Source organism: Streptomyces vulcanius, from assembly GCF_042653945.1.
GTDB lineage: Bacteria > Actinomycetota > Actinomycetes > Streptomycetales > Streptomycetaceae > Streptomyces > Streptomyces mangrovi.
In genome coordinates, this window is sequence record NZ_JBHSFK010000021.1 from 151035 (window position 1) to 163774 (window position 12740).

At 70.9% G+C, this 12740-nt stretch carries 14 protein-coding genes and 1 pseudogene; 5 read left to right on the forward strand and 10 right to left on the reverse strand.

The genetic code is table 11. The features are described from left to right. Positions 1–358: 358 nt before the first annotated feature. Positions 359–1381 (reverse strand): saccharopine dehydrogenase family protein, encoded by a 1023-nt coding sequence (locus ACFPIH_RS29815; protein WP_381178586.1) that lies wholly within the window; start codon positions 1379–1381, stop codon positions 359–361. Positions 1382–1463: 82 nt separating this feature from the next. On the opposite strand from ACFPIH_RS29815, the gene ACFPIH_RS29820 reads away from it, so the two are divergent. Further along, complete coding sequence (locus ACFPIH_RS29820) at positions 1464–2360, forward strand: AraC family transcriptional regulator (protein ID WP_381178583.1); 897 nt, start codon at positions 1464–1466, stop codon at positions 2358–2360. A 271-nt stretch (positions 2361–2631) separates the two neighbouring features. On the opposite strand, the gene ACFPIH_RS29825 is transcribed toward ACFPIH_RS29820, so the two are convergent. Beyond that, positions 2632–3540, reverse strand: coding sequence for an NADP-dependent oxidoreductase (locus ACFPIH_RS29825; RefSeq protein WP_381178580.1), 909 nt, complete (start codon positions 3538–3540; stop codon positions 2632–2634). Positions 3541–3655: 115 nt separating this feature from the next. Between ACFPIH_RS29825 and ACFPIH_RS29830 the strand changes: the two genes are divergently transcribed. Then, positions 3656–4126, forward strand: a complete 471-nt coding sequence (locus tag ACFPIH_RS29830) for a winged helix-turn-helix transcriptional regulator (protein WP_381178577.1) — start codon at positions 3656–3658, stop codon at positions 4124–4126. A gap of 52 nt (positions 4127–4178) precedes the next feature. Here ACFPIH_RS29830 and ACFPIH_RS29835 read toward each other — a convergent pair whose 3' ends face one another. From ACFPIH_RS29835 to ACFPIH_RS29865, 7 genes and pseudogenes are all read right to left on the reverse strand, one after another. Further along, on the reverse strand, positions 4179–4883 hold the full coding sequence (locus ACFPIH_RS29835; protein WP_381178574.1) for a Clp protease N-terminal domain-containing protein: 705 nt from the start codon (positions 4881–4883) through the stop codon (positions 4179–4181). A gap of 168 nt (positions 4884–5051) precedes the next feature. Further along, positions 5052–5201: pseudogene (locus tag ACFPIH_RS29840) on the reverse strand (IS5/IS1182 family transposase); the annotation flags it as partial. 284 nt (positions 5202–5485) lie between these two features. Beyond that, the gene (locus ACFPIH_RS29845; RefSeq protein WP_381178571.1) at positions 5486–6307 is read right to left on the reverse strand and encodes an SAM-dependent methyltransferase; all 822 of its coding nucleotides are present in this window, start codon (positions 6305–6307) and stop codon (positions 5486–5488) included. A gap of 62 nt (positions 6308–6369) precedes the next feature. Continuing rightward, positions 6370–7005 carry a hypothetical protein gene (locus tag ACFPIH_RS29850; protein WP_381178568.1) on the reverse strand — a complete coding sequence of 212 codons (636 nt, stop codon included), beginning with the start codon at positions 7003–7005 and terminating at the stop codon, positions 6370–6372. A gap of 134 nt (positions 7006–7139) precedes the next feature. Next, entirely contained in the window at positions 7140–7553 is a 414-nt protein-coding gene (locus ACFPIH_RS29855) for an arsenate reductase ArsC (RefSeq protein ID WP_381178566.1), read from the reverse strand. A 25-nt stretch (positions 7554–7578) separates the two neighbouring features. Continuing rightward, entirely contained in the window at positions 7579–8316 is a 738-nt protein-coding gene (locus ACFPIH_RS29860; protein WP_381178563.1) for an aquaporin, read from the reverse strand. Then, positions 8313–8687 (reverse strand): ArsR/SmtB family transcription factor, encoded by a 375-nt coding sequence (locus ACFPIH_RS29865; protein WP_381178560.1) that lies wholly within the window; start codon positions 8685–8687, stop codon positions 8313–8315. The genes ACFPIH_RS29860 and ACFPIH_RS29865 overlap by 4 nt, the downstream gene beginning before the upstream one ends. 104 nt (positions 8688–8791) lie before the next feature. On the opposite strand from ACFPIH_RS29865, the gene arsM reads away from it, so the two are divergent. The 3 genes from arsM (at position 8792) to ACFPIH_RS29880 (ending at position 11105) form a co-directional block, all read left to right on the forward strand. Further along, positions 8792–9670 carry an arsenite methyltransferase gene (gene arsM, locus ACFPIH_RS29870; RefSeq protein WP_381178558.1) on the forward strand — a complete coding sequence of 293 codons (879 nt, stop codon included), beginning with the start codon at positions 8792–8794 and terminating at the stop codon, positions 9668–9670. 539 nt (positions 9671–10209) lie between these two features. Next, positions 10210–10695, forward strand: coding sequence for an FAS1-like dehydratase domain-containing protein (locus ACFPIH_RS29875; RefSeq protein ID WP_381178555.1), 486 nt, complete (start codon positions 10210–10212; stop codon positions 10693–10695). Further along, positions 10692–11105, forward strand: coding sequence for a hotdog family protein (locus tag ACFPIH_RS29880; RefSeq protein ID WP_381178553.1), 414 nt, complete (start codon positions 10692–10694; stop codon positions 11103–11105). The genes ACFPIH_RS29875 and ACFPIH_RS29880 overlap by 4 nt, the downstream gene beginning before the upstream one ends. A 22-nt stretch (positions 11106–11127) precedes the next feature. Here ACFPIH_RS29880 and ACFPIH_RS29885 read toward each other — a convergent pair whose 3' ends face one another. Beyond that, positions 11128–12363 carry an ROK family transcriptional regulator gene (locus tag ACFPIH_RS29885; RefSeq protein WP_381178550.1) on the reverse strand — a complete coding sequence of 412 codons (1236 nt, stop codon included), beginning with the start codon at positions 12361–12363 and terminating at the stop codon, positions 11128–11130. Positions 12364–12740: the final 377 nt, after the last annotated feature.

Here is a 12740-nt window from a genome sequence, read left to right on the forward strand (position 1 = left end):
GTCGAGAGTGGGGGTGGGTGGACGGCCGGGCGGGTCCGGGCACGGCGGTGGACCGACGACGGGGTCGCCGACTGCAGCAGATTGCGGGTCGGGGGAAACCCGAGTCGGTCCGCGGCCTCCGGGGGCCGGTCCGGGTAATGCCCGCCTGGTCGCGGCACACACGAGAACTCGCCGTAGGGAGGCGCGGATCTTCATGGACGAGTAGCCCTTGTCATCGTGGTCGAGTCGACACAGACGAGGACACGTCCCGCGCACGGTCGCGGTATCAAGGCCGTGATCCCGGAACGCATCGGCCAGACCAACGGCCCCATCCGCCGAGGCGAGTTCCGCTGTCGGCCGCACCTTTTGCGGACACGGCCTAGAACTGCTCGACGGTCCAGGTGACAGCGTGTGGGGCGAGGAAGTTGAGGAAGTCGGTCGGATCGTAGGCTTGCGCGGGTGCCAGCGCGCCGGGCCTGGGTGGGTCGGCGGCGAGCCGGCGGGCGGCCTCGACGGCGATCACCGCGGTGGTGCCGTACGTGTCGGTGCCTTCCACCACGCCCCGGGCGCGGCGGCCGTCGGTGCCAAGAGCGTGGACGACAATGACGAACTTCGTGGTGCGCCGGTGCTCTGCGGTCGGCCCCTCCGGAAGCGAGTCGATGAGGTCGGGCGTGACGGAGCTGAACGCGGGAACCAGTTCCGCTCTGGCCACGCCTTCCACCCAGTTGGCGGGAAGATGCCTCGGCGCGGTGGCCACGCCGGGCAGAGCGAACTTCACCACCGGGACCGGCTCCGGGCTCCCAGGGAAGATCATCGAGGTACGCCGTACCGGGACGCCCGGACGCCACTGGCCGCCGTCGTAGACCTCACCGCCGGTGGTGAATGACTCCAGATTGGCCAGTGCTGAGCGGAGCGTGCCGCGGCTGGGGGTGGACGTTCCTCTGGTCAGGTCGAGGGCGATGACGACCTCCTCGACCGGTGCGACGCGCGCGGCGGCGAGCGCGGCGATCAGGTCGCCTGGAAGACAGTCGTCGTTCGCACCGGGGACGATGGTGACCCCGGTGTCGCTGGAGAAGGTGTCGAAGACCTGCTTGAGGTACAGCTGCTCGCCCGAGGTGTCGACGTAGTGGCAGCCCGCCGCGACCGCGGCGTGGATCACCGGTATACCGGAGACGGTGAACGGCCCGGCGCAGTTGATCACCGCCTCGGCGCCTCGGAACGCGGCCACCAGACCGTCGTGGTCATCCGTGTCGGCCACGCGCCGCTCGGCGTCGGGCGTGCCGACGGACTGGAGGCGCGCCACGTTGCGCCCGACCAGCACCGTGTCGATACCGCGCCGGGACAGTTCGGCGACCACGAGGTTGCCCTGATACCCGTACGCGCCATATACAGCAATCTTCATATGGGTACCGTAGGACGACCATGGGAGACGACCAATGCGACATCGTCTTCTCCGGATGTTTCATCGTCTCTATGATGATGGGATGGATGTCCTCTCCGACGCGGTCGCGACCATCCGGGCCGGGCGGCCGCACTCGGCGCGTGCCGAACGATCCCGGCCGTTCGCGGTGCGGCACGATGCCTTCGGTGGCGCCGGGTTCCATGTCGTCCTGGAGGGGTCGTGCTGCGTGATTCCACCGGACGGCGGCCCGATCGTCCTTGGCGTGGGTGATGTGGTGTTCCTGCCGCATGGAGCCGCGCATGCGGTGGCCGACAGCCCGGCCACCCCGCTGGCCAGGACACCGGTCCTGGCGTTGCCCGAGGTCCAGCCCAGCCGGAACGGTGCCGCGCCGATCGTGATGCTCTGCGGGGCGTACCTGTTGGATCGGTCCCGACCGCACCCGCTGCTGGCGGAGTTGCCGGACATCATCCATCTGCCGTCCCGGGTCGGCCGATACCAGGCGCTGCGCACCGCGATCGACCTGCTCGGCGCCGAGTTGGAGCAGCCACGGCCGGGCAGCGACGGCGCGGTACCGTCCCTGCTGGATCTCCTGCTGCTCTACATCCTGCGGGCCTGGTTCGATGAACGGGCCGACCACGGCGGCACCGGGTGGGCGGCGGCGCTACGCGACCCCGCAGTGGCAGCCGCGCTGCGGGCCATCCACGGCGACCCTGGTCGACCATGGACTGTCGAAGGGCTCGGCGCGCAGGGCGGGTTGTCACGTGCGGCCTTCGCCCGCCGGTTCACCGCTCTGGTCGGCCAGCCGCCGCTCACCTACCTCGCCTGGTGGCGGATGACCATTGCGGCGAAGCTGCTCCGGGACAGCGACGCTCCGCTGGGGACGATTGCCCGGGAGGTCGGTTACGGCTCGCAGTACGCATTCGCGCACGCGTTCAAGCGGGAGTGCGGGCTCGCCCCAGGAGCCTTCCGGAACACCTGACGAGCCCTGCACGCTCCCCGCGCCGTTATGGCGAGCGGCGGTGATCTCCGAGGAGCGGGCGGGGTGTGCGGCGGAGATCCGCACCAACCGCCCCTTGGCGTCCGTGATGGCGAGAAACAGCAGGCCGTGGGCCTTGTGTTTGCCCGAACAGTCCGGCCGGTCGGCCGGTCGGCCGGTACGGAGCGACGACGGGTGCGCACCAAAATGCCTGGCGGCAGTCTCCGGGCCCCCAACAATCCGGACCGGGACGACGAGGTGCTGTACGGCGGGCTCAGGGCCGAAGGACGTACTTGCCGCGCACGCCGCCCTCGGCGACCGCGCGATGGACGGCGGCGACCTGGTCGAGCGGTACGACGGCGTGCACCCTCGCCGGCAGGTGGCCGCTCGCGGTGGCGTCGAGGAGCTGGGCGAGCCGGGCACCGTCGGGGTGGGCCACCACCACGAGGACGGTTACGCCGCGTTCCGCTGCGGGCCTCGCGCCAGGCTGCACGCCGACGAAGAGGCCGCCGTCGCGGACCAGTGCGACGCCCTGCTCCTGGATCGCGGCACCGTCGGCTACCGCGTCCCAGCCGCGCGCGGCCTGTGCGGTGAAGTCGGCGCCAAGGCTGCGCACGAACTTCTCGTCCTTGGTCCGGGCCAGTCCGGTCACCCGCCAGCCGCGGTCCCGGGCGAGCGGGATGATGTACCCCCCGACCGCGCCTGCGGCCCCGGTGACCAGCAGACTCCGGCCTCCGCCGTCGCCGAGCAGGTCGACCAGCTGGGCGGCGGCCAGGCTGTTGAGCGGGATCGTGGCTGCCGTGGCCAGGTCGAGGCTGTCGGGCACGAGGGCGGTGTCGCTCGCCGCGACGACGAGCTGCTCGGCGTACGTGCCGAAGTCGCGGTCGAACCCGTCGACCAGCCCCGCGACGCGGCTGCCGACCGGGAGGTCGACGTCCGGGCCGGCTGCGGCGACGGTGCCGGCGAAGTCCCAGCCCAGGCCGGTGTGGTCGGGCTGGTCGATCATCCCGAGCCCGTGGAACACCCCGGCGGAGAGCGCCAGGTCGACCGGGTTGACCGCGGCCCCGGCGATCTCGACCCGAACCTGGCCCGGCCCGGGCTCGACGACGGGTACGTCGATGATCTCGATGGAGTCGGGACCGCCCGGGGTGCGGACGACTGCGGTGCGGTAGGTGGTGGACATGTTCGCCTCCTGTGGACTTATCAGTGCTGCTCCACCACCATGGACAGGTAACTCTCCAACGGGAAGTAGGCACCTCGAAGTGCGTATGTCACCGAGCGGTAGGAAGGAGCGGCCGATGCCGACGATCACGGCGGCCCAGAAGCGGGCGCAGGCGAAGCTGGAGTACGACGCGTTCCTGGCGAGCTGTCCCAGCCGCCAGCTCCTCGACCGGATCTCCGACAAGTGGGTGGCACTGGTTCTGGCCGCGCTCGGCAGCGACGCCCCGCGCCCCGGGGAAGACTGCATCGGCGAGCCACGGTCGATGCGCTACTCCGAGCTGTCCCGCCGGCTGGCCGGGGTCAGCCAGAAGATGCTCACCCAGACGCTGCGCTCCCTCGAACGCGACGGCGTGCTCACCCGCACGGTGACGCCGACTGTGCCTGTCACAGTCACCTACGAACTGACCGACCTCGGATTCTCGCTCCACGGGGTCATGCGCGGCATCAAGGAATGGGCGGAGGCGCACATGGACGAGGTTTTCGCCAACCGAGAGCAGTACGACACCCGCGCCGTCCCGCGCAGCGAGGCCCCGGCGGCCACGTCCTGATGAGCACGGCCGATGCTCGTCGGGTGGGGGTTGGCGGCGATTGATCGTTGCGTTACTGGCTGTCGCGTGCGGCGAGCCGTTTGGTGATCTCGGTCTTGACCGTCTCGTGCAACTCGTCTGACGTGAAGCCGAGGTTGCGCAAGATCTGCGCGGCCGGGCTCTCCTCGGCGCGGATCAGGCCCAGCAGCGTGTGTTCCGTGCCGACCCAGTCATGGCCGAGGTCGGCCGACGCGCGACGTGCCTGCTCGATGGCTTCCTTGCTCTCCGGCCGGAACGCGATGTGACCCCGCAGTACCTTCTTCCCGGCAGGCGGCATCGCTTCCTCGATCGCGTCGCGGATGCGTTGCTCCGACTCGGTTTTCGCCACCAGCACCTCGTACGCCAGGCCCTGCGGTTCGCCGAGCAGGCCGAGCAGCATGTGTTCGGTGCCGATGAAGTCGTGCTTGTGCGTTCGTGCGGCCTCCTGCGCCAGCACGATGCCGTGCCGGTTCAGGTTGGTGAACCGCTCGAACGCGGCGGGCGTGTGGCGTTGCTGGGCGGCCTGCTTGGACACCCCGATGGCGTCGCCGATCTCGGTCCACGACGCGCCGGTCTGCTTGGCCTTGCTGACGTAGTGGTCGATGAGCTGGTCACCGAGGTCGGACAGGGTCTGGGCACGCAGTCGCGCCTCGCTGATGCGGGCCAGTTCGTTGGCGCCGGGGAGTTCCTCGTCGAGACGGGCGATCAGGTCAGCCAGGCTGATGTCGAGTGGACTCATGCGTCAATCGTAAGTTGACGACCCTCTATCGTCAACCTGTAATTGACGTTCCCGCGGAACAGGTCGGCCGCAGTGGTGTGACGGCCCGGGGGGCGTCTGCGGGACTGGGCCGAAGCCGTCGACGGGACGCGATACCCCGCTTCCGCGGACTGCGCGGCCGGCCGTACAGCCCTCGTCCGCGTGGGGCTGCGTGGGGCGTCCTCGTCGTGGGCCGAAGCGCGAACGGAAGGGCGGGATCCCGCACATCTGCGGGATCAGCGGGATCAGTGCCTGGCTGTCGTGGAGGTTGGCGGCCGAGATGCCCACCGGGAGCGGCAGCCGATGTGCCCGAACACGATCGCCGCTGGCACCGGCCGGTCATCGCGGTGACGTCGACCGCCGTCCTGCGCACGCCCCGGCGCATCGAGCGCCCGCGCACCCGAACAGCTCCCGCGAACCTGTCCGGCACCGGCCGCTCAGCCATCCCCGTGCCCGAGACTCCGAACTGCCGGCAGTCAAGCCACCGTGCTGTCGTGCTGTCGTGCTGTCGTGCTGTCGTGCTGTCGGCGCACCATCTCGGAGATCCAGGTGGGCGCGAACGGAGATGTGCAGCCCGGGGAGGTCTACGGTTTGCGTCCCACCGCGCAGTACGCGTCCACCCCCGGATTGGCCGGATCCCCCGCCTCCGGACGCCACTCGGGAACCTGCACCACCCCGGGCTCCACCAGCTCCAGCCCCTCGAAGAACCCGGCGATCTCGTCGACGGAACGGACGTAGTACGGCACGGCACCGCTGCTGTTGTACGCCTCCGAAGCGGCGATCATGCCCTCGCTGGTAGCGGTGCTGTCGCTGATCACCAGGTAGCTGCCCGAAGGGAGGCCGGCCATGAGGCGGGCGACCAGGTCGCGCGCCTGGCCGTAGTCGGCGACGTGACCCAGCGTGTTGAGAATCATCAGCGCGACCGGGCGGGAGAAGTCCAGGGTGCCCCTGGCGGCCTTGAGGACGGCCTCCGGGTCGTACAGGTCGGCGTCCAGGTAGGCGGTGGCGCCCTCGGGGGAGCTGGTCAGCAGAGCGTGGGCGTGGGAGAGGACGATCGGGTCGTTGTCGACGTACACGATCCGGGCGTCCGGCGCGGTGCGCTGGGCCACCTCGTGCGTGTTGTCGGCGGTCGGCAGCCCCGTACCGATGTCCAGGAACTGCCGTATGCCCCGCTCGCCGGCGATGTGGCGGACGGCGCGGCCCAGGAACAGCCGACTAGTCACCGCGACATCCACCAGCCCCGGGAAGATCTGCTTGATGCTGTCGCCGATCTCCCGGTCGACCTCGTAGTTGTCCTTGCCACCGACGAAGTAGTTCCAGAACCGGGCGGAGTGCGGCTTGGATGTGTCGACACGGGTTGTCCGTGCCGTCGCGTCGCCCTCGGTCTGCGGGGTGGGCTCGGACACTACTGGCCTCCTGGAGAGACGGATGGGTGGCGGGGAGCCCAACCTATGTGAACTCCCGTTCGTCACAGGGCAGTTGAACGTTCACTGCCGTCACCTACCGTGAAGTTTCGGCCAATCCTCGGCAGGGCTCGCCTTGGCCCGGCCAGGGGCCTGTCGAGCCGGGCCAGGCATGCTTTCGCGGCCTGATCCGGATTCGCCGGGTCGGCGCCCAGGAGCTCGACGCAGGCCTGCGCGTACCCCGACACGGCGGCCGCGCGGCTGCCGACCATGATCCATACCAGGATGTCCACATCACCGGATTCGCACGCGGCACCAGCATGACCGGCGGCGAGCCGGGTCTTGCCGACCCCGCCGACACCGGTCACCACCAGGCATGACACCCCCGCGTGCCCGTCGGAGGCCCACAGCATGCGCGCCCCGGCCCGGCGCCGGAAGAACTGTGCCCGAGGCGGGATGACCCCTGCCTGATGCGGCCAGGCTGCCGGCTCCCGCCGAGCGCCGTACTGCACGACGGCCAGGCTGCCGACGTACCCGGTGACGGCGACGGCGCCGTCGGAGGCGTGAGCGTCCCCGGTCCCCGGTCCTCGCACCGCGCCCGCGCCGCCCGGGCCGTCGGCTTCCGGGGCCGGCCGGCGGTAGCCGGTCACCGCGGTCGCTCCGCCGTGAGGGCAGGCATCCCCGGTGTCGGTGACGGCCACCGCTGGGGCATCCCCTACGCCCCGGGCAGGGAGTCGCAGGGCTCGGACGAAGGGCGGCGCTTCCGCCATCGCATGAAGGCGCCGGTACTCAGGCCGGACCGGTGTCGCGTTGCCGGGCGGTGGTGGCCACACCGTCAGCGGGGAGCCACTTCCGAGATCAGGCCCTGGACGCGTGCCTGGATCGCGTCGCGGATGGGGCGTACGGCCTCGACGCCCTGCCCGGCCGGGTCGTCGAGCTGCCAGTCGAGGTATCGCTTGCCGGGGAAGACGGGACACGCGTCGCCGCACCCCATGGTGATCACGACGTCGGACGCCTGGACAGCCTCCGGCGTGAGGATCTTCGGGGTCTGGGCGGAGATGTCGATGCCGATCTCGCTCATCGCTTCGACCACGGCCGGGTTGACGGCGTCGGCGGGAGCGGAGCCGGCGGAGCGGACCTCGATGCGGTCGCCCGCGAGGTGGGCGAGGAAGGCGGCGGCCATTTGGGAGCGGCCGGCGTTGTGGACGCAGACGAACAGCACCGACGGGTGCGAGGCGGAAGTGCTCATTGCGGTGCCTTTCTCGGGGGTGTGGTCAGGAGGAGGCGGGTTCGGGTTCGCCTCGCGGGACGCCGATTTCGCGGCGGGCCGGGGCGGCCTTCGGGCTGTAGACCACTGCCACGACGCCGAGCCCGAGCGCGGCGCCGAGCAGCTGGGCGACGACGAACGGGGGGACGGAGGCGGGCGCGATCCCGGCGAAGGTGTCGGTGAAGGCCCGGCCGACGGTCACCGCCGGGTTCGCGACGGACGTGGAGGAGGTGAACCAGTAGGCGGCACCGATGTAGGAGGCCACCGCGGCCGGTGCGAGCGCGGCGCGGCCGATCCGGTCGAGGCCGAGGATCAGCAGGATCAGCCCGGCCGTGGCGACGACCTCCCCCAGCCACAGGTGTCCGGCGGACCGGTCGTGGGTGGAGAACTCGACCAGCGGCCTGTCGAACATCGCGTCGGCCAGGACGGCCCCACCGATCGCGCCCGCGGTCTGGGCGGACACGTACGCGGCGACGTCCCGGACGGTGAGGCCGTCCGGGGTGCGGCGGTCGGCGAACCAGGCGACGAGGGTGACGGCCGGGTTGAAGTGCGCGCCGGAGACCGGCCCGAGCAGCAGGATGAGCACGCCCAGGCCGAAGACGGTGGCGAGGGAGTTGGCGAGCAGCTGTACGCCGACGTCGCGCGACAGCTCGGTGGCCTGGATGCCGGAGCCGACCACGGGAGCCACCAGCAGTCCGGTCCCGATCGCCTCGGCCGCGGTACGGCGGCCCAGGGAGGCGTTCACGCGCCGGCTCCGGCGGTCTGCGGAGTGGTCAGGAACGCGGCGAGCCGGTCCAGGACGCCGGGCAGCACCCAGTAGTGGACCCAGGTGCCGCGCCGCTCGCAGTCGATGAGCCCGGCCTGGCGCAGGAGCTTGAGGTGGTGGGAGATCGTCGGCTGGGACAGGTCGAAGGCCGGGGTCAGCTCGCACACGCACACCTCGCCGCCCTCCCCGCGCGAGGCGATCATCGACATCAGGCGCAGCCGGACCGGGTCACCCAGGGCCTTGAAGACCTTCGCCAGCTCGGCCGCCTGGTTCTCGTCCAGTGGCGCGGTGGACAGGCCCGGGCAGCAGGCGGCGTCCTGGCCGATCACCTCAAGCTCTTGTTTCGACATGCCTCTATGTTGACGTTTTTCGATCCAAGGCGCAAGGTTGAATCAATGAACGTCAATACAGGCCGTTCGGAGCCTGTGCAGCGACCATCACCCGGGAGTGAGTCATGAGCGAGCAGTCCACCGACCTGCGTGAAACCGTCCGCCGCCGGTATGCGGCGGCAGCCGTGAAGGTCTCCGGGGGCGGCACCGCCTGCTGCGGACCCGAGCCGGTCGAGGTCGACGAGAACTTCGGCTCGACCCGCTACGCGGCCGACGAGCGCGACACCCTGCCCGCCGAGGCCCTCGCGGCCTCCCTCGGCTGCGGCAACCCCACCGCCGTAGCCGAACTGCGCGAAGGCGAGCGCGTTCTGGATCTCGGCTCCGGCGGCGGCATCGACGTCCTGCTCTCCGCCCGCCGCGTCGGCCCCACCGGCAAGGCGTACGGGCTGGACATGACCGACGAGATGCTCGCCCTGGCCCTCGCCAACGCCGCGAAGGCGGGCGCGACGAACGTGGAGTTCCTCAAGGGCACCATCGAGGCGATCCCGCTGCCGGCGAACACCGTCGACGTGGTGATCTCCAACTGCGTGATCAACCTGTCCACCGACAAGCCCGCCGTCTTCGCCGAGACCTTCCGCGTGCTCAGGTCCGGCGGCCGGATCGGCGTATCCGACGTCGTCGCCGACGACACCCTCACCGTCGAACAGCGGGCCGAGCGCGGCGACTACGTCGGCTGCATCGCCGGAGCCCTGTCCTTCGCCGAATACCGCGCGGGCCTGGAGGCGGCCGGCTTCACGGACATCGAGATCACTCCCACCCATCCGGTCGCCGACGGCATGCACTCCGCCATCGTCCGCGCCGCCAAGCCCACCACCGCGACGTCCGCGACGGACGACTCCCGCTGCGGTGTCACCGCCTGCTGCACCCCGGCCGAACAGGCGACCGACCCTTCGGTCACAGCCGGCGCGGCCAAGAGCGCCGCCGGGTGCGCCTGCCAGAACTGACGTCCCGGGGCGAAGGGCGCGCAGGCCACGGGCCGGATCCGCGTCAGCCGACGGCCGCCGGGCGGCCCAGCGCGTCACCGAGGTCGAACTCGGTACGGCCACGGGTCTGGAAACCCTGCTCGAACAGCTGGGCCGTGCGTTGCCGCATCGCCTCGCCCCGAACGAGCGCTGGGACAGCGCGGCATCCGCGCGGACGTCGGCCGGAGTCGGCAGGCTGACGGAGTTGACGGCGGTCTTGGCCGCGATCAGCGCATCACGGGGGGAAGTTCCCCATGCGCGCGGCCAGGCCGGTGACGAACTCCTCCAGTTCGGCGTCGGGCACGGCCCGGTTGATCCATCCGTAGCGCGGCAACGCCGCACAGCGCAGTCCGCTGTGACTGGCAGCTACTTTCGCTGAGGGTGGCGTGGGGCAGGCACACGATCCTGGAGGCCGCGCCCAAGGGGAGGGTCCGCTCAGCGGATCGGTTCCGTGGCGGCCGACGGCGGGCGGTCCTTAGCGTCCGGCCACCGGGTCACCGCTGGGAACTGGGAGGCAACGCATGTCCAGGAGCGCCGTGTTGGAGCTGGCCGAGGAACGGGCCCGGGCGTCGATCGGGAAGGGGGAACAACGGTCGTTGGGGGTCGTACGGGCCGAGGACGCGGCGGAGTTCTCGCGGGCGTGCGGAGAGAGCGCACCGCGGCTGGTCGATCCCGCCCGCGCCGACTTCGCCGTCCATCCGATGTACGTGGTGAGTCTGTTGCGCGGGGCGCCCGGGGCCCGTCCGGAGGAGTTCCGGCCGGACGGCATGTACCGCGACGAGGTGCCCGGCACCGACGAACTGGACGTCCGGCTCATGGCAGGCGGCCAGGACGTGCGCTGGATCGACACGGTGCGACCGGGCGACCGGATCGAGATGCGGCGCACGCTCACGGCCGTGGAGCGCAAGGGCGGTGGTGCGGGTTTCCTTCTGCTCACGGTACTGAAGACGTACGCCGCCGGACGGGGGACGCTGATCGAGGTCACGGAGAGGTTCATCGTCCGATGACGGGGCATGTGGGGCAGGTCGTCGTGGGCCGGGCGACGTTCCCGGTGGAACTGACGCCCGACGCGATCACCCTGCTGCGGTTCGGGGCGGTCACCCGCAACGCCCATCGCATCCACTACGACACCGAGTCCGCCCGTGCGGAGGGGCTGGCCGGGCCGGTCGTCATGGCGCAGCTTCACGGCTGTCTGTTCCACCGTGCCGCCGCGGAGTTCGCGGGCCCGGGCGGGCAGGTACGGCAGGTGGGGTGGCAGAACCGGGCGCCGGCGTGCGTCGGTGAGCGACTGGTGGTGACCGGCACCGTCCGGTCGGTGGACACGACCAGCGGTGAGGTCACCCTGGACCTGGTCGAGCACTGCGGCCCCGACGACGTGGTGTGCTGCCGGGGCCGTGCCGTGGTCGTCCTGGGGTGAGGTTCGCCCCGTCCTTTCGAGGTCAGGCCTCTCCCGCGTCGTCGACCAGCATCCGCGCTATGCCCTGGGGGCTGAAGACGTCCCGTAGCGCGAGGGCGATGCCGCCGTGGATCCCTGCGCTCGCGCCCAGTTGGGTGGAGGTGATGGTGAGTTTGCGGGTGGCCAGGGGCAGGGCCCTCTGGTAGACCACGGCGCGGACCCCGGACAGGAGGTCGTCGCGCAGATCGCTCAGCGGGCCGCCGAGGACCAGCGTGCGCGGGTTGAACATGTAGACCAGCAGGGCCGCCACTTCACCGATCTCGGTGGCCGCCTGACGCAGGGCACGCACGGCGGGCGGGTCGTTGTTCGCGACGCGTTCCGCCAGCGCATGGGTCCCGTACAGCGGATCCTCGTCGGTCGACTCGGGGATGCCGAGGCCGCGTACGACAGCCCGGTGGGAGGCGACCGCGCTGACGCAGCCGACGTTGCCGCAGCCGCACAGTGCGTCGCCCCCGCCGACGGCACGGATGTGGCCGACGTCCCCGGCGGCGCCGTCGGCTCCGCGGAACACCTCGCCTTCCCCGGTGACGAGTCCCGCCCCGACACCAGTACCGATCTTGATGAACAGCAGCGGGGTGTCGACCTGTTGCCGGTGGGCCTCGCCGAGCGCCATGAGGTTCGCGTCGTTGTCCACCACGGCGGGAGCACGGAAGCGGCTGCCGAGTCGTTCGGCCGCCGGATAGCCGTCCCAGCCGGGCATTCCTCCGGTCGGCCGCACCGCGCAGCCCCGCTGGACATCCACGGGCCCGGGCAGGCTCAGCACCACTTCGCGGACCCGGTCGGGCTCGCGCCCGCACCGCGTCAGCAGGCCCACCAGACGCTCGGCCACCGTCGCCAGCACGGTTTCCGGCCCGGCGTCGGTCCGGACGTCCACTGTTTCGGACGCGAGCACCCGCCCGGCGAGATCGGCGATCGCGACCTGCGAAGCCAGCAGATCGATGTCCACCACGGCGATGGTCCCCGCCCGCGGGCTGAGCGTCAGCACGCGCGGCGGCCGGCCTCTCACCGACTCGCCGGACTCGATCTCCTGGAGGATGCCGCGCGCGACGAGATGGTCGACCTGCTGACCGACCGTCGAGCGGGCGAGGCCGCTACGCCGCGCGATCTCGGCACGGCTGGTCGCCCTGCCCGACACCACGAGATCGAGCACTCTGGGCAGCCCGGCGGGCACCGCGGGGAGCGGAACCGGGTCGGCCGGATATCCATCGCCTTTACGCACTTTCGAGACCCTATTTTTGGTGCGTCACACCCGTCAACGGTTCGCTTCGGCCGCCTTTAGTCCGCGAAGAAAATTAAAAATGGCATCTTGCCCCGCAGTCGCGAACTAACGATGGTGATGCGATACGCGGCGTTCAGGTGCACATCGGGCACCGTGACAGTCAACCGCCGCTGAAAAGGGCGGGATTATCTCCATGGCGTGGGACTGAAGTCAATGGCATGCGGGCTCCTCTTGAGGCACGCTCCCGCCGCCGAGGCCCCTTCGGTGCAGCCCACGACCCTGTCCACGCACTGGTTCCGGTGCGCGGCCCGTGTGCTCGTGACCGCTCCGACACCTGGTCAGACGTCCTTCTCCTACCGCCCTTCCCCTCGGCCGCC

Bases quoted from the DNA above. Each gene is read 5' to 3' on its own strand.
- ACFPIH_RS29875 (WP_381178555.1), top strand. From the start codon at position 10,210: ATGTCCAGGAGCGCCGTGTTGGAGCTGGCCGAGGAACGGGCCCGGGCG.
- ACFPIH_RS29835 (WP_381178574.1), bottom strand. From the start codon at position 4,883: ATGAGTCCACTCGACATCAGCCTGGCTGACCTGATCGCCCGTCTCGAC.
- ACFPIH_RS29815 (WP_381178586.1), bottom strand. From the start codon at position 1,381: ATGAAGATTGCTGTATATGGCGCGTACGGGTATCAGGGCAACCTCGTG.
- ACFPIH_RS29880 (WP_381178553.1), top strand. From the start codon at position 10,692: ATGACGGGGCATGTGGGGCAGGTCGTCGTGGGCCGGGCGACGTTCCCG.
- ACFPIH_RS29820 (WP_381178583.1), top strand. From the start codon at position 1,464: ATGGATGTCCTCTCCGACGCGGTCGCGACCATCCGGGCCGGGCGGCCG.
- ACFPIH_RS29855 (WP_381178566.1), bottom strand. From the start codon at position 7,553: ATGAGCACTTCCGCCTCGCACCCGTCGGTGCTGTTCGTCTGCGTCCAC.
- ACFPIH_RS29825 (WP_381178580.1), bottom strand. From the start codon at position 3,540: ATGTCCACCACCTACCGCACCGCAGTCGTCCGCACCCCGGGCGGTCCC.
- ACFPIH_RS29865 (WP_381178560.1), bottom strand. From the start codon at position 8,687: ATGTCGAAACAAGAGCTTGAGGTGATCGGCCAGGACGCCGCCTGCTGC.
- ACFPIH_RS29830 (WP_381178577.1), top strand. From the start codon at position 3,656: ATGCCGACGATCACGGCGGCCCAGAAGCGGGCGCAGGCGAAGCTGGAG.
- arsM (WP_381178558.1), top strand. From the start codon at position 8,792: ATGAGCGAGCAGTCCACCGACCTGCGTGAAACCGTCCGCCGCCGGTAT.